The following is a 15423-nucleotide window of genomic DNA, read 5'->3' as shown; positions in this document are numbered from 1 at the left end:
GGTGGTCGGCTGTACGCGGGAAGAGGTGTCATGACTCTTGAGGGCAAACGAACGATCGTGTCATTGGGAATGGTGGCATGGGTGCCCGCGATTGTACCGGGCACCGTGTGGAACCTGCAGGGGTCGGCTTTGTACGCGGGGATCATCATTGCGATGATCCCGCTCGCCGCAGTGTCGAGCGTACTGGCGCTGGTTCTGGCTGTGACGGCCCGATGTCCGTGTTGCGAACGGCGTTACTTCGCGTTCATGCTGCCGTTTTTCGTATTCAAAAGCGCGTGCCAGCGTTGCGGTTATCGCGACGCCAAAGGCTCGGCCTGACAGACTGAGCGTTGAGAGTTGGCCCCCCGCCCGCGCTTGATGCCGGGCGGGGAGCCATTCAAGGTTTAGCCCAGCATCGTCTTCATCAGCGCGCGCACGTCGTCGCCGAGGTCGGCGCGGTCGAGGGCGACGGCCATCGTCGCCTCGACGAAGCCCAGTTTCGAGCCGCAGTCGAAGCGGCGGCCGTTGAAGGTGACGGCGTGGAACGGCTGCTGGCCGATCAGCTTGGCCATCGAATCGGTCAGCTGGATCTCGCCGCCCGCGCCCTTGCCCTGCGTTTCGAGCAGGCCCATGATTTCGGGCTGGAGGATGTAGCGGCCCGAGACGATCTTGTTCGACGGCGCTTCCTCGACCTTGGGCTTTTCGACCAGCCCCTTCACTTCGGTCAGGTTGCCGCGCACTTCGCCGGGCGCGATCACGCCGTAGCTGGACACGCTCTCATGCGGCACTTCGAGCACCGAGATCAGGTTGCCGCCCACTTCGTCGTAAGCCTCGACCATCTGCTTCATGCAGCCGGGCGAGCCGTACATCATCTCGTCGGGCAGGAAGATCGCGAAAGGCTCGTCACCCACCACGGCGCGCGCGCACCACACCGCGTGGCCAAGGCCCATCGGCACCTGCTGGCGAACGGTGGTGAGATTGCCCGGCGCGATGCGGGTGGGGTCGAGCACGTCGAGCGACTTGCCACGCTCGCGCATGGTGGCTTCCAGTTCGAAGGCGGTGTCGAAATGTTCGACGATGGCGGTCTTGCCGCGACCGGTGATGAAGATGAATTCCTCGATCCCCGCCTCGCGCGCCTCGTCGACGGCGTACTGGATCAGGGGGCGGTCGACGATCGGCAGCAGTTCCTTGGGGATCGCCTTGGTGGCAGGCAGGAAACGGGTGCCGAGCCCGGCGACAGGGAACACGGCCTTGCGGACCGGTTTGCGGAAATCCTTGGTACTCATGGGATTGGTCGTCGCCTCCTTGGTGCTGGCGGCCAGATTAGATACGGAACACTACAAATGTGCAACGGGCACACAATGCCTTCGGTCGCCCAAAGGTTGCGGGCCGTCTCAATGACACTCGCGCGTCACGCAGCGTCTTGTGACTATCGCGAATACCTTTACATGGCGCTAAATGGACAAGATCATCATCGAAGGCGGCAAGCGCCTTTCCGGCACCATTCCCGTTTCCGGTGCAAAGAACGCCGCGCTCACGCTGCTGCCCTGTGCGCTCTTGACCGATGAGCCGCTGACGCTGCGCAACCTGCCGCGTCTGGCCGACATCGACGGGTTCCAGCACCTGATGAACCAGTTCGGCATTTCCACGGCCATCGCGGGCAGCCGCCCGGAGGACTTCGGCCGGGTGATGACCCTGCAGGCGACGCGCATCACCAGCACCGTCGCCCCCTATGATCTGGTGCGCAAGATGCGCGCCTCGATCCTCGTGCTGGGCCCGATGCTGGCGCGCATGGGCGAGGCGACCGTGTCGCTGCCCGGCGGCTGCGCCATCGGCAACCGACCGATCGACCTGCACCTGAAGGCGCTGGAGGCGCTGGGCGCGAAGATCGAGATGGCGGCGGGTTACGTGAAGGCCGTGGCGCCCGACGGCGGCCTGCCCGGTGGACGCTATGCTTTCCCGGTGGTCTCGGTCGGCGCGACCGAGAACGCGCTGATGACGGCAGTGCTGTGCAACGGCAAGTCCACGCTGCACAACGCCGCGCGCGAGCCCGAGATCGTCGACCTGTGCAACCTGCTGGTCGCGATGGGCGCGCAGATCGAGGGCATCGGCACGTCCGACCTCACCATCCACGGCGTGCCGCGTCTGCACGGCGCGACCTACATGGTCATGCCCGACCGTATCGAGGCGGGCTCCTACGCCTGCGCGGCGGCGATCACCGGCGGCGAGGTGTTCCTCAAAGGCGCCAAGGTCGAGGACATGGAAGCGACTGTGCAGGCCCTGCGCGATGCGGGCGTGCATGTCGAGCCGGTCGCGGGCGGCATCAACGTGGCATCGGACGGCAAGCTGCGTCCGGTCACGCTCTCGACCGCACCCTATCCGGGCTTCGCCACCGACATGCAGGCCCAGCTGATGGCGCTGCTGTGCATGGCCGAAGGCTCCAGCGTGCTCACCGAGACGATCTTCGAGAACCGCTACATGCACGTCCCCGAACTGAACCGCATGGGCGCGCATATCGAGACTAAGGGCCGCACGGCGATCGTCCACGGCGTGAAGCAGATGTACGGCGCCGAAGTGATGGCGACCGATCTTCGCGCCTCGATGAGCCTGGTGATTGCAGGCCTCGTCGCGCAGGGGCAGACGCAGGTGCATCGCCTCTATCACCTCGACCGCGGGTACGAGCGTCTCGAAGAGAAGCTGGCTCTGGTCGGCGCGCAGATCGAACGCGTCGGCGGGGAATAACGGATAAGCCGGGGCGGAGTCTTTCCCGCACCGGCAACCAACGGCCCGATGGGCGCGTTCTTCCCGGCAGATATTCACTGCCAAGGAGGATGCACCCATGGGTCTGATCCGTACCGCCGCGCTGGGCGCGGCTGGCTATGCGCTCTACAAGTACCTCAACCGCGACAAGGACGAACTGGCCTTTGCCGGTAGCGATCACCGCCACGTCCGCGATGCCGGGCCGGACAATATGACCGGCAAGCCCAAGGGCTGGAGCAAGGTGGACGAAGCCTCGGACGAGAGCTTCCCGGCCAGCGATCCGCCAGCGTACTGAGGCTTCGGCACAAGTCATGGAAAAGGGCGGCGGGCGTATGCCTTGCCGCCCTTGTTCGTGTCAGGGCTGGCAGAGCATCAGCCAGATGCGAATGGCCCCCGCCAGACCGGGAGGCACATCGGCTTCCAGCCGTTCCGCGTCGATTCGCGCAACGAGGGCGTTGACCGGAACGCCTTCGCGTAGCGCCGCTGTGCGCAGCCGGTCCCAGAACACCGGTTCGAGGCTGATCGAGGTCTTGTGTCCGGCGATCTCGACCGAACGCTTGACCGGGGGATGATAGGGCGAGGTCATGGCCGCTTCCTAGGACAACGGGGCATGACGAGAAAGGGCAGGCGCGACGGGATTGTCGCGCCCGGCCTTCCAGATCAGTACATGTGCTGGCCGCCGTTGATCGACAGCGTCGAGCCGGTGACGAACGCGGCTTCGTCGTCGCACAGGAAGGCCACGCCGCGCGCGATTTCCTTGGCGGCGCCAAGGCGGCCCACCGGGATGCGGGCGACGATCTTCTCCAGCACGGTGGCGGGGACGGCAGCGACCATGTCGGTGTCGATATAGCCGGGCGCGATGGCGTTCACGGTCACGCCGAACTTGGCGCCTTCCTGCGCCAGCGCCTTGGTGAAGCCGTGGATGCCGGACTTGGCAGCGGCGTAATTCACCTGACCGTACTGGCCCGATTGCCCGTTGATCGAGCCGATGTTGACGATACGGCCCCACTTGCGCTCGCGCATGCCGGGGAACGTCGCCTTGGCCATGTTGAAGCAGCCGCCAAGGTTGATCCGCATGACCTCGTTCCAGTCATCGAAGGTCATCTTGTGAAGCACGCCGTCGCGGGTGATCCCCGCATTGTTGACGACGATATCGATCGGGCCGACTTCATCTTCCACGCGCTTGCAGCCAACGAGGCAGGCCTCGTGATCGCCCACGTCCCAGCGATAGGCGGTGATCCCGGTCCGTTCGGTGAAGGCCTTGGCCTTTTCCTCGTTACCGGCATAGTTCGCGACGACGGTATGGCCACGCTCTTTCAGGGCGAGCGAGATCGCCTCGCCGATGCCACGGGTTCCACCGGTCACGATTGCCACTTTCGCCATATCGATCCTTTCCCTTGTGCCTGTCCGATGACAGTCATGCTATTGCTAGGAAATGGTTGATGGCAGGGCAAGATTGCAGTTCGGTGAGTGAAACTTGCAATTTTTGAACGCAACATGCGCACCGCGCACGCAATGCTTTGCATTCGGGCTTTGCATCTGACCGCTTAACGGACACGCGAGGGCCCTCGCCCGGGCCTGCGCCCTTATTATCAGAACGGGAATATAGGCTTCAGAACTTGAACTGGGTGCCGAGGTAGACGGCCTGACTGTCCAGCTTGCCGTCGGTCAGCGGCATTAGTCGCTCGCGGTCCTGTGTGTAGCGCACGCCTGCCGTGACATCGAGATTCTTGGTCACGCGATAGGCGCCGCCGACGTCAACTTCGTTCGAATCACCGGCATAGCTGCGTGGCGATCGTCCGGTCGGGTGCTTGTCATCGAAGGAAAGTCGCGTGCTGAAGCGCGACGGATCGGCCTTGCTGTTCCCGCCTGGCGTCAGATTGAAGCGCTTGAGATCGGGAAGGTCCTGAATATCGTGCGGGACAGGCGAAGGAGGAACCAGGTTCTGCTGCGAGAACGACTGGTATCCCCCGCGCGAAACCCCCAGATTGAAGGCGGCCGGTGCGATGCGCATGCGATTGGCGGCCGCAGTGGGACTGTCATCGGCCTGTGGCAGAGGGATATGCCCATGGACGATGATCGCCTTGGCGGCTTCGGGGTCGACACGCACGGCCACCGTCACGGCGCGCTCCGGACGATTGGGCGTACCGGCCGGGGTAAACGGAAACCGCTGACCCTTGGCGAGCGAGCGCAGCGCCATTTCGCGGGCAAGCGAGAGCGAATCGGTGGCCGCTGTCAGCGGGTCGACCACGGTAACGGCATGGGCGTGACGCAGGTTCGTTGCAAAGGCGAGCATCGCGCTGGGCAAGGCGAGCACCGCCACGCAGGAGGCAAGCCCCAGCCCCGCACGCATGGCCGAGCGCGGCGCGGAGTCCTGCTCTTGCGCGATACGGGGTTGAGATAAGGCAAGGGTTGCCATGTCCAGACGATCCGACCCAGTTTTCCTTCAGCGCGGCATCGTCCGGCGGGGCGATGGCTTCGGGCGCATCCGATGAAGCAACATCCGGCTTAACACAGGCTGATCGGCGTGGGGAGCGGTCTCGTGCATCGTACACCCTTCCCGTTCCCCTTTCCTCGTTCATCGCGCGTTTAGCTTGCCCGTCCCTAATGCCACGGTCGCCGATCGTGCCCGCATGCAATCCGCTTTCGTCTACAGGCCGGCAAACGACGGCACCTGCTGCGGTGGCCCTTGCCGCGCGAGCGCGGGCAGCTATAGAGGCGATGGATCTTCGCGCGTCAGGCCCGTTGCCCCTGTGGCCGGATGGACGTCATGGAACAGGAACTGGAATTACGATGACAGGAAGCACCGACACCGGCCGTACTCTTGCAGGCAAGCTGGCCCGCGCCGGTCTCGCCGCCGGCCTCTGCGGCGTTGTCGCGCTTTCGATGGCGGGGTGCGCGGGCAAGCGTCCGGTGCAGTCGCAGGCCGTGCTTGCGGCCTCCAAGGTGACGACGATCGGCGTGAACAGCTACCTGTGGCGCGCCAGCCTCGATGCGCTGTCGTTCATGCCGCTGCTCCAGACCGACAGCAACGGCGGCGTCATCGTCACCGACTGGTACGTCAACCCCAAGGACCCGACCGAGCGGATGAAGGTCTCGGTGACGATCCTCGACCAGGATCTGCGCGCCGATGCGCTGAACGTCGCGGCGACCCGCGAAGTGCAGCAGAACGGCACCTGGGCGCCTGCGCCGGTACAGGCTGCAACGGTCCAGAAGCTGGAGGATATCATCCTCACCAAGGCGCGCGACCTGCGTCGCGAATCGATCACCAGCTCCAACTGATTCTTCCTGCGCGTCGTCGTTCCCTGTTCGGCAGCGGACCGGCGGCGCCACCCCGCAGGGCGCGATGCGCCCTTGAGAGAGACTGAAATACAATGACCGAGCGGTTCGATCCGGCTCAGGCGGACACGCGCTGGCAGAAGGTGTGGGATGAGGCACAGGTTTTCCGTGCCGACGATGCGACCACCAAGCCGCGCAGCTATGTCCTTGAGATGTTCCCCTATCCTTCGGGGCGCATCCACATCGGCCACGTGCGCAACTATACGATGGGTGACGTGCTGGCGCGCTACAAGCGCATGCGCGGCCACGAAGTGCTGCACCCGATGGGCTGGGACGCGTTCGGCATGCCCGCCGAGAACGCGGCGATGGAAAAGGGCGTTCACCCTGGCGGCTGGACGCGCGACAACATCGCCAACATGAAGGCGCAGTTGAAGCGCCTGGGCTTCGCGCTCGACTGGAGCCGCGAGATCGCCACTTGCGAGCCGGAATACTACGGCCACGAACAGGCGCTGTTCCTCGATCTCTATGCGAACGATCTCGTTTACCGCAAGGAATCGGCGGTGAACTGGGATCCGGTCGACATGACCGTGCTGGCGAACGAGCAGGTGATCGACGGGCGCGGCTGGCGTTCGGGCGCGCTGGTCGAGAAGCGCAAGCTCTCCCAGTGGTTCCTCAAGATCACCGACTTTGCCGACGAACTGCTCGAAGGTCTCTCCACGCTAGACAAGTGGCCCGATAAGGTCCGCACGATGCAGGAGAACTGGATCGGCAAGTCACAGGGCTTGCAGTTCCGCTTCGACCTGTCCGACGGCGGCAGCGTCGAGGTCTACTCGACCCGGCCCGACACCATTTTCGGCGCCAGCTTCGTGGCTGTCGCCGCCGATCACCCGATCGCGCAGAAGGCCGCCGAAGGTCGCCCGGACGTGCAGGACTTCATCGCGCTGTGCAAGCAGGGCGGGACGACCGCGGCCGAGCTGGAAACGGCGGAGAAGCTGGGCTTCGATACTGGCGTCACCGCGAAGCACCCGTTCACGGGCGCGGAGCTGCCGGTCTACATCGCCAACTTCGTGCTGATGGATTACGGCACCGGCGCGGTCATGGCCGTTCCGGGGCACGACCAGCGCGATTTCGAGTTCGCGACCAAGTACGCCCTGCCGATCCTGCGCGTCGTCGCGGCCAGCGCCGAGGAGGCCGACAAGCCCTTCGACGGTGAGTCAGAGGCTGGCGACGGCGTTCTGGTGAACTCCGACTTCCTCAACGGTCTGAGCGTGGCCGAGGCCAAGGCCGCCGTCATCGCCCGCGCCGAGGGCGAGGGCTGGGGACAGGGCCAGACGGTGTGGCGCCTGCGCGACTGGGGCGTTTCGCGCCAGCGTTACTGGGGCACGCCGATCCCGTTCGTCCACTGCGAGATCTGCGGCGTGGTGCCGGTGCCCAAGAAGCACCTGCCGGTCACGCTGCCCGAGGACGTCGATTTCTCGGTGCCGGGCAATCCGCTCGACCGTCACCCGACGTGGAAGCATGTCGACTGCCCGCAATGCGGGCACGCAGCGCGGCGCGAGACCGATACGCTCGATACCTTCGCAGACAGCTCGTGGTACTTCCTGCGCTTCGCCAGCCAGCCTGCCGATGCGCCGTTCGACCCGGCGGTGATCGCCAGGTGGCTGCCGGTGGAACAGTACATCGGCGGGATCGAGCACGCGATCCTGCACCTGCTCTATGCCCGCTTCTGGACCCGCGCACTGGCCCGGATCGGCAAGGTCGAGGTCAAGGAACCGTTCGCCAGCCTGTTCACGCAAGGGATGGTGACGCACGAGACCTATTCGCGCCCCGAAGGCGGGCGTTCGGTGTTCTTCGCGCCGTCCGAGATCACGCGCAGCGCCGATGGCGCGACGCTCAAGGCCGATGGCCAGCCGGTGGAAGTCGGCAAAGTCATCAAGATGTCGAAGTCGAAGAAGAACGTCGTCGATCCCGATGAGATCGTCGCGACCTACGGCGCCGACGCGATCCGCTGGTTCATGCTGTCCGACAGCCCGCCCGAGCGCGACCTGCCGTGGTCGGAAGCCGGGATCGAGGGCTGCGGCCGCTTCGTGCAGCGCCTGTGGCGTCTGTTCGGCCAGTTCGATGCGAGCGCGACCGGCGAAGACAAGGGTCTGGACCGCAAGGCGCACCAGACCGTCGCCGCGATCGCGGGCGACATCGAATCGCTCGGCTTCAACAAGGCCGTGGCGCGCATCTACGAGCTGACCGGCGCCACCGAAAAGGCCGCGCCCTCTGCCAGTCGCTCGCAGGCGATCCGCACGCTGCTGCTGCTGATCGCACCGATGATGCCGCACCTTGCCGAAGAGGCATGGTCGACTTTCGGAGAGGGCCTTGTCGCCGAGGCGCTGTGGCCCGAGGTCGATCCGGCGCTGCTGGTCGACGACGAAGTGACCGTGGCGGTGCAGGTCAAAGGCAAGCTGCGCGATACGCTCACGGTCGCCAAGGGCACCTCGAAGGAGGAGCTCGAAGCGCTTGCCCTCGCCAGCGAGAAGGTGCAGCGTGCCCTCGATGGAGCCGAGGTAAGGAAAGTGATCGTCGTGCCCGACCGTCTGGTGAACCTGGTCGCATGAAGCGCGTCCTGCCTCTCGTTGCCGGTGCGCTGGCTGTCACACTGACGCTTTCGGGCTGCGGCCTGACGCCGATGTATGCCGGCGGCGGCCATGGCGCGGTCGCGCAGGGGCTTTCCAGCGTGGAAGTTTCGGCGATCAGTGGGCAGGACGGCTGGCTGGTGCGCAATGCGCTGGTTGACAGCCTTGGCAGCGGCAAGGCGAGTAATCCCAAGTACCGCCTCGATGTGCGTCTCGATGACAAGCTTGAAGGCCTTGCGGTGCTGTCGGACGACTCGATCACGCGCGAACGCCGCACGCTCAGCGCGCGCTATCAGCTGGTAGACAACGCCACCGGCGAAGTCCTGCTCGATTCGAGCGCCAGCTCGGACGCGGGCATCGACGTGGTCAGTTCGGACTATGCCACAATCGCGGCGGAGCAGACGGCGCTGGAGAATCTCTCGAAGGACATCGCCACCCGGATCGTCACCAGTGTCGCGCTGCGCCTGCGCGGCGACACGGACCAGTGAAGGCCACCCAGCGCGATTTCGCAGGTCTGGCTCAGCGCGTCGCGGGTCAGGCGCGCGTCTTCTTCTTCTGCGGTGACGAGGCGAGTGCGGGCGATGCCGCTGCACGCATTTTCGACCTGTTGCCCGATCCCGGCGAGCGAATCGAGTTTACCGGCGCCGAGCTGAAGCGCGATCCCGTCCGGCTGGGCGATGAAGCGCGCTCGACCTCGCTGTTCGGCGGTACGCGCCATATCTGGATCCGCGTGCAGGGCGACGAGGCACACGATGCCCTGTCGATCCTGCTGGAAGGCGAGGCCGAGCCTTGTCCGGTGCTGGTCGTTGCCACCGGCGCCACCGACAAGTCGCGCACCGCCAAATTGCTCGCGCCGCGCCCCGATGCGCTCGTCGCGATGTTCTATCCGCCCGATCTCGCCGCGGTTTCGGGCTCGGTACGTGCCATGGCCAATGGTGCGGGATTGAAGATGGGCAGCGATCTGGCCGAGCGGATCGCCCGCGCTGCCGGGCTCGACACGCGCCTTGCCCGTGCCGAGGTCGAAAAGCTGGCGCTCTACATGGATGCGACGGCGCAGACACCGCGTGCCGTCACGGTTGCCGATCTCGATGCCGTGGCTGCGCGAACCGAGGATGACGATTTCGGGCCATTGGTGGATACCGTGCTGGGCGGCCGGAAGGCCCAGCTGGCAGGTGAACTCAAGCGGTTTCGCGATCAGGCGATCAACCCGGTGGGATTGTTGCTGGCCATCGAGCGGCGCGTGGCACAACTGGCGGCGCTCAACGCGCGGCTGGGCGAGCAGGCCGATATTGCAGCCTTTATCAAGACTGAAGTCGATGCCCGTCGGATATTCTGGAAAGATCAGGCGGTATTGGGCGCACAGTTGCGGATATGGCACGGTCCGCGGTTGGCCCGACTGGGCGCGAGGCTGGTGGAAACGCATCGCATCCTGATGAAAAACAATCAGGATTCCGAACTTTTACTGTCGCAGGTGATGGCTCAGATAGCGCAGGTCGCCAGCAAATCGTAAATATAACCCTGCCTGCAGAACATTCCATCATTGCAGTATTTGTGGTTGCCGTAAGAATGCCCTGGTAGTTATACCTATTGCAGTGCAGCAAGGGGCTGTCTGGCGCGCCGTCTGAGAATTATCGGGCGGGAGGAACAGGTTGGGGAGTGCAAACGTCATGAATGCGCCCATCGCCCAACAGGCATTGGCTGATTCGCAGCTGGCGGACAGTGCACTGCTCGTGGCGCCTTCGCTCACGCAACGACGTCTGCAATGCTATTTGGCCCTGCTCCTGGCAGACATTTTCGCGATCCTGGTCGGGTTTTCGATCGTCGGTTATGTTTTCATGGGGCAGCGCGGGGCCGAAGAATCCCTGCTGCTCGCGCAGATGCTTTTCCCTATCTACCTGACCATCGGCCTGTACAACGGCGCCTATTCAATCGCGGCACTGCGACGCCCCTGGACCGGCATCGGTCGGGCGCTGTTCGCCATGGCGGTCGGCCTGGTCGCGGTGATCTTCGTACACTTCCTGGTCAAGGCATCGACGGAGTTTTCGCGCATCGGCTTCGTGTCCGGGGCCCTGAGCGCATCGGCATTCGCTGTATGGGGGCGCCTTCAGCTGCGCAGCTTTGTCAGCTGGCGGTGCGGACACAACGTCATCAACGAACTGGTGATCGATGACGGTGGCCCGCAAGTGCAGATACCCGGGGCCATCCGCATCTCCGCGGCAGCCATGGGGTTGCGCCTGAACCTCGATGATCCGCACATGCTGGCGCGCGTGGGGCTGGTGCTGCGCAATATCGACCGTGTGATCGTCAGCTGCCCGCCGGAGCGGCGCGCATCCTGGGCTGTGGTGCTGAAGGGCGCCAATGTAGACGGGGAAGTGCTGGACGACGAGGTCGCGCGGCTCGGTGCTCAGGGCGCGCGTGTTGCTGGTGGCTATGGTCTGCTCATGGTCTCGACCGGGCCGCTGGGGCTGCGCGACCGGGCGATGAAGCGGCTCTTCGACATGGCGTTTTCCGGTGCGGCAATCCTGGCACTTTCGCCATTGCTGCTTGTCGTGGCGGCGGCGGTGAAGCTTCAGGACGGTGGTCCGGTGCTGTTCGTCCAGCGGCGCATCGGTCGCGGCAATCGCTTCTTCTCGATGTACAAGTTCCGTTCGATGACCCACGCGCTGAACGATGCGGACGGCAGTCAGTCCGCGTCGCGTACCGATCAGCGGATCACCCGCGTCGGCCGGTTCATCCGCGGCACCAGCATCGATGAGCTGCCGCAACTGTTCAACGTTCTGCTGGGCGACATGAGCCTTGTCGGGCCCCGTCCGCATGCCATGGGCTCGCTGGCGGGCAGCAAGCTGTTCTGGGAAGTCGATCGTCGCTATTGGCAGCGGCACTGCCTGAAGCCGGGCCTCAGCGGGCTGGCGCAGGTGCGTGGCTTTCGCGGCGCCACGGATCGCGAATCGGACCTTACCGATCGCTTGCAGGCGGATCTGGAATATCTGGAGGGCTGGACGATCCTGCGCGACCTCCAGATACTTGCTATGACGCTCAGAGTGCTGGTCCACGATCGCGCCTATTGATGCATGGCGACAGAAGGCCGGCGATCCCGCAAATGACGATGGTCTTGCGAAAGGCGCTTTTAGAGTTTGTTTGAAAAATGCCTGCGGCGGCATTTTTGGTTCGGCACCGGCCCTCTCCCCCACCCTATCACCCGCAGGATACTACCGTTGGGTGCTCAGTGGGGGAGAGTGCCGGTGCCGCCAAATCCGGCTATGCCGAATTTTCAAACGGGCCCTTACACCAAAGCGCGATGAGTCCAGCTCATCGCGCTTTGGTATTACTGCGAAAGCCGATAGCTGACGCTGCCGCTGGTCAGCGTAATATCGAGCCAGAGGCTTACGCCGTCCTCTTCTTCTGCCCATACCGGCTCGCAGGCATTGCCGGTGAACTGTCCCCAGGCGCTGCCACCCACAGTGACGGGCACTTTTGTCGTGCCGCCATCGATCGAGCGCAGCAGGCGGACGGCGCCGGACCAGGTTCCCGCAAGCGAGATCATCACCGTGCGGCCGGCAACCGGAACGTAGGGGCCAGCCGTCAGACTGGTGGCGGTCGCGCTGCTGAGAGGTGTTGCAGGCTCGCCGACGGCCATCGTGACCGGCAGAGGCTGTGCTGCATGCACGAGCGAGAATTCGCCGCCGGTGTCGGAAAAGCCGACTGCAAAGGCGGGCGTATAGCGGGCGGGGGTCGAAATCGGACTGGTCATCGGGACTCCTGTCACTGAGGAAGGCCCAAAACCAGATACGCAGGTTCGATGATGTAGGAAAACGGTTTGGTCGCAGGCCTTCCGGAATTTCGCTTCCGGAAGGCCTGCGAAGATCACTTCTTCTTGGGCGCGCCCTGCGTGGCGGTGCTCTGCGTCGACGAGGACTGGTTCTGCTGCTTGGGCACCGTGAAGGTGCCTGAGACGCGCCCGCCCGTCGCCTGCGAGACCCCGGAGTTGAGGTCGATCACGAAACGGCCGCCGTGCAGCGTATCGCCGTTGTCGCGCTTGATCGTGGCATTGCCGATCATCGTGATGATCCGCTTGTTGAAATCGTAGATCGCGGTGTCGCCGGTCGCCACTTCACCCGGACGCGTGACGATCACGTTGCCGCTGGCGGTGATGCGCTGGATCTGCGTCTGGTTGCCCTGTGTGTAATTGACCAGCGTGCGGGCCGAGCGCAGGCGCAGTTCGGCCTGCGTGACATCGACGTTGCCGGTCAGGATCACGCGGTTCTGCTTGTCCTGAAGCTCGATGTGATCGGCTTCGGTATGGACCGGCGCATTGCTGTCATGACCCTTGAGCATCTGCGCGCCGGACTGCGTGGCCAGCAGCAGGCAGCTACCCGCCATGGCGGTCATCAAAACGGCACGGCCTGCGCGGCGAAGCGTCATTTGGGTATCCTCATCTTGCCCGGCACGATCGTCATGCGGGCACGGCCGTCCAGATTGACCGTCCGGTTCTCGAAATCGGCAGACATCGTGTCTCCGCTGAACGTACCGGTCGGAACCTGGCCCTGAACGCCGCCGGTTCCCTTAGCAGTCTTGGTCTTGATGTCGATATCCACCTTGCTGGTGGTCATATGATAGCCGTCAGGCCCGTTGAAAACCACCGGGCCATCGGCCTGCAGTTTTTCGATGCTGTAATCATAACGGCCTGTGGGGGCCACGATCCGTGCGGGGCCGTCGTTCAACGACAGCTCGGCGCCGAGCCCCTGCAGGTTGACGATCGTGTCGGTTGCCGATGTCTGCAGCGCATGATCGGCTGTGATGAGGAACGGGCGGCCCCGGTCATCCTTGCCGCGATAGCCCGCATTGGTGGCGGCCAGGCGATCGTTGGTGACGGCCACCTTGTTGCGGTCGAGCAGGAAGCTGACTTCGCCGCGCGGCGCCAGTGGTGTGACGATCAGTACCGCCAGCATCACGCCGATGCCTGCGGGCAGGGCCCTGGACAGCAGCGCGATCATCCGGTCGCGCGCACCGCCCGGCCTTGCCAGATGCTGGCGGCGGTTGCGGATCTGGGTGGCCTCTACCGACATGCGATGGTTCCGAAGGGGCCGCGATCAGGCCGCGGCGTGGCTGAAGATGTCGTGCTCGGGCCAGCCGGCGAGATCCAGCCGCGCGCGGGCGGGCAGGAAATCGAAACAGGCCTGCGCCAGCTCGGTGCGCTTCTCGCGTGCCAGACGCTCCACCAGAATGGTGTGCATGGCGTGGAGGTAGCGCACGTCGGAGGCGGCATAGTCCTTCTGCGGTTCGCTCAGTTCCGCCGCGCCCCAGTCGCTCGACTGCTGCTGCTTGGAGACTTCCTTGCCCAGCAGTTCGCGCACCAGATCCTTCAGGCCATGGCGGTCGGTATAGGTGCGGACCAGCTTGCTGGCGATCTTGGTGCAGAACACGGGCGCGGCGGTGACGCCGAGGTAGTGCTCGATCGCCGCCAGATCGAAGCGGGCGAAGTGATAGAGCTTCAGCCGGGCCGGATCAGCCAGCACCGCGCGCAGGTTGGGCGCGGCATAGTCGCTGCCCGGCGCGAAGCGAACGAGGTGCTCGTCGCCCTTGCCATCGGAAATCTGGACGACGCACAGACGATCACGCGGGGTGATGAGCCCCATCGTCTCGGTGTCGACGGCGACGGGGCCCGGAGCGAGCACGCCCTCGGGGAGATCTTCTTCGTGGAGATAGACAGCCATAATCTGAAAATGCTTAGGGACTGGACCCGGTTTCCGCAATGGCGGCATTGTCGATGCAATGCACAACAGGCCGATGCGATGCACAACGAAGGGCGAAGTCCATGGATGCGAGGCAAATGGATCACACGGATCAGGCGCCGGGCGTTCCGCCCTCGGTTCCGATCTCGTGGCAGGGGGCACTGGAAACTGTGCTCTCTACGCCCGAGTCGCGGCGCCTGGGGGGCTGGCTGCACGAACAGGAAGCCGCCGGAAAGCGCATCTACCCGCCGCGCGGCACCCGCCTGCGCGCGCTGGAGTTGACGCCGCTGGACGAGGTGCGCGTGGTGATCCTGGGGCAGGATCCCTATCATGGCGCCGGGCAGGCGCATGGCCTTGCCTTTTCGGTGCAGGAGGGTGTGCGCACGCCGCCCTCGCTGGTGAACATCTACAAGGAACTGGCCACCGACTGCGGCGTCGCCGCGCCGGGGCACGGCAATCTCGAACACTGGGCGCGGCAGGGCGTGCTGCTGCTCAACAATGCGTTGACGGTGGAGGAAGGGCAGGCCGGATCGCACCAGAAACGCGGCTGGGAGGCGATCACCGATGCCGTCGTCGCAGCCGTCGCGGCCAAGGCCGAACCCTGCGTCTTCCTGCTGTGGGGCAGTCACGCCCAGACCAAGGCGATGCGCGTACCGGGCCTCGCGCAGAGCCATCATCTGGTGCTGTCAGGTCCGCATCCCAGCCCGCTGTCGGCGCACCGCGGTTTCTTCGGCTGCCGCCACTTCAGCCGCGCCAACGCCTTTCTGGCCGAACACGGACGCGGCACGATCGACTGGTGAGGGGACTTGAGTGGCGTGAACGATTTGGCGCTCACTCAATGTCTGTTTTTTGGGTGGGGAGTGGACGTTCTCATAATACCGTCATCCCAGCGAAAGCTGGGATCGCTCTCGGTCAAACGAGACGTTCGAACAGATCGCACCATCCGGGATTGTGCTTTTCGATGAGTTCGATTTTCCACTCACGCTTCCATGCCTTCATTGCCTTCTCTCGGGCAATGGCGGCAATTATCTCGGCGTGTTCCTCCA

18 protein-coding genes are annotated in these 15423 nt (G+C 64.6%); 9 read left to right on the top strand and 9 right to left on the bottom strand.

Annotated features, from left to right (window positions below; genetic code table 11):
- The first annotated feature begins 30 nt into the window (after positions 1–30).
- The gene (locus AC3EC3_RS17630) at positions 31–318 is read left to right on the top strand and encodes a hypothetical protein (RefSeq protein ID WP_488490907.1); all 288 of its coding nucleotides are present in this window, start codon (positions 31–33) and stop codon (positions 316–318) included.
- 65 nt (positions 319–383) lie between these two features.
- Here AC3EC3_RS17630 and galU read toward each other — a convergent pair whose 3' ends face one another.
- Complete coding sequence (gene galU / locus AC3EC3_RS17625; RefSeq protein WP_488490906.1) at positions 384–1265, bottom strand: UTP--glucose-1-phosphate uridylyltransferase GalU; 882 nt, start codon at positions 1263–1265, stop codon at positions 384–386.
- A 172-nt stretch (positions 1266–1437) separates the two neighbouring features.
- Between galU and murA the strand changes: the two genes are divergently transcribed.
- Together murA and AC3EC3_RS17615 are read left to right on the top strand one after the other, a co-directional pair.
- Entirely contained in the window at positions 1438–2721 is a 1284-nt protein-coding gene (murA, locus tag AC3EC3_RS17620; RefSeq protein WP_488490905.1) for a UDP-N-acetylglucosamine 1-carboxyvinyltransferase, read from the top strand.
- 97 nt (positions 2722–2818) lie between these two features.
- Entirely contained in the window at positions 2819–3034 is a 216-nt protein-coding gene (locus tag AC3EC3_RS17615) for a hypothetical protein (protein WP_488490904.1), read from the top strand.
- Between the two features lie 60 nt (positions 3035–3094).
- Here the strand turns inward: AC3EC3_RS17615 and AC3EC3_RS17610 are convergent, their stop codons facing one another.
- The 3 genes from AC3EC3_RS17610 to AC3EC3_RS17600 form a co-directional block, all read right to left on the bottom strand.
- Positions 3095–3325, bottom strand: a complete 231-nt coding sequence (locus AC3EC3_RS17610) for a ribbon-helix-helix domain-containing protein (protein ID WP_488490903.1) — start codon at positions 3323–3325, stop codon at positions 3095–3097.
- A gap of 74 nt (positions 3326–3399) precedes the next feature.
- The gene (gene phbB, locus AC3EC3_RS17605) at positions 3400–4122 is read right to left on the bottom strand and encodes an acetoacetyl-CoA reductase (RefSeq protein WP_488490902.1); all 723 of its coding nucleotides are present in this window, start codon (positions 4120–4122) and stop codon (positions 3400–3402) included.
- A gap of 229 nt (positions 4123–4351) precedes the next feature.
- Positions 4352–5158: a hypothetical protein gene (locus AC3EC3_RS17600; RefSeq protein ID WP_488490901.1), complete on the bottom strand. Its 807-nt coding sequence runs from the start codon at positions 5156–5158 to the stop codon at positions 4352–4354.
- Between the two features lie 374 nt (positions 5159–5532).
- Here AC3EC3_RS17600 and AC3EC3_RS17595 point away from each other — a divergent pair, with 374 nt between their 5' ends.
- The 5 genes from AC3EC3_RS17595 (at position 5533) to AC3EC3_RS17575 (ending at position 11713) form a co-directional block, all read left to right on the top strand.
- On the top strand, positions 5533–6021 hold the full coding sequence (locus tag AC3EC3_RS17595) for a DUF3576 domain-containing protein (RefSeq protein WP_409934928.1): 489 nt from the start codon (positions 5533–5535) through the stop codon (positions 6019–6021).
- Positions 6022–6113: 92 nt separating this feature from the next.
- Positions 6114–8627, top strand: a complete 2514-nt coding sequence (gene leuS, locus AC3EC3_RS17590) for a leucine--tRNA ligase (protein ID WP_488490900.1) — start codon at positions 6114–6116, stop codon at positions 8625–8627.
- On the top strand, positions 8624–9133 hold the full coding sequence (lptE, locus tag AC3EC3_RS17585) for an LPS assembly lipoprotein LptE (protein WP_488490899.1): 510 nt from the start codon (positions 8624–8626) through the stop codon (positions 9131–9133). The genes leuS and lptE overlap by 4 nt, the downstream gene beginning before the upstream one ends.
- Positions 9130–10155 (top strand): DNA polymerase III subunit delta, encoded by a 1026-nt coding sequence (gene holA, locus AC3EC3_RS17580; RefSeq protein WP_488490898.1) that lies wholly within the window; start codon positions 9130–9132, stop codon positions 10153–10155. The genes lptE and holA overlap by 4 nt, the downstream gene beginning before the upstream one ends.
- A 157-nt stretch (positions 10156–10312) precedes the next feature.
- Positions 10313–11713: a sugar transferase gene (locus AC3EC3_RS17575; protein ID WP_488490897.1), complete on the top strand. Its 1401-nt coding sequence runs from the start codon at positions 10313–10315 to the stop codon at positions 11711–11713.
- 257 nt (positions 11714–11970) lie between these two features.
- Here AC3EC3_RS17575 and AC3EC3_RS17570 read toward each other — a convergent pair whose 3' ends face one another.
- The 4 genes from AC3EC3_RS17570 to AC3EC3_RS17555 form a co-directional block, all read right to left on the bottom strand.
- Positions 11971–12396 carry a hypothetical protein gene (locus AC3EC3_RS17570; RefSeq protein WP_488490896.1) on the bottom strand — a complete coding sequence of 142 codons (426 nt, stop codon included), beginning with the start codon at positions 12394–12396 and terminating at the stop codon, positions 11971–11973.
- Positions 12397–12509: 113 nt separating this feature from the next.
- Complete coding sequence (locus AC3EC3_RS17565; RefSeq protein WP_409934929.1) at positions 12510–13067, bottom strand: LptA/OstA family protein; 558 nt, start codon at positions 13065–13067, stop codon at positions 12510–12512.
- Positions 13064–13711, bottom strand: coding sequence for an LPS export ABC transporter periplasmic protein LptC (locus tag AC3EC3_RS17560; protein WP_488490895.1), 648 nt, complete (start codon positions 13709–13711; stop codon positions 13064–13066). The genes AC3EC3_RS17565 and AC3EC3_RS17560 overlap by 4 nt, the downstream gene beginning before the upstream one ends.
- A 24-nt stretch (positions 13712–13735) precedes the next feature.
- Positions 13736–14359 (bottom strand): ribonuclease D, encoded by a 624-nt coding sequence (locus tag AC3EC3_RS17555; protein ID WP_488490894.1) that lies wholly within the window; start codon positions 14357–14359, stop codon positions 13736–13738.
- A gap of 116 nt (positions 14360–14475) precedes the next feature.
- Between AC3EC3_RS17555 and AC3EC3_RS17550 the strand changes: the two genes are divergently transcribed.
- The gene (locus AC3EC3_RS17550) at positions 14476–15177 is read left to right on the top strand and encodes a uracil-DNA glycosylase (RefSeq protein WP_488490893.1); all 702 of its coding nucleotides are present in this window, start codon (positions 14476–14478) and stop codon (positions 15175–15177) included.
- A 112-nt stretch (positions 15178–15289) separates the two neighbouring features.
- On the opposite strand, the gene AC3EC3_RS17545 is transcribed toward AC3EC3_RS17550, so the two are convergent.
- The coding region (locus AC3EC3_RS17545) for a GIY-YIG nuclease family protein (RefSeq protein ID WP_488490943.1) at positions 15290–15423 on the bottom strand (134 nt) is incomplete at its 5' end.

Source organism: Novosphingobium sp. BAM6 (assembly GCF_057784955.1).
Note: the sequence above shows the minus strand (reverse complement) of the source record. Positions and strands in the feature narration are given on the sequence as shown.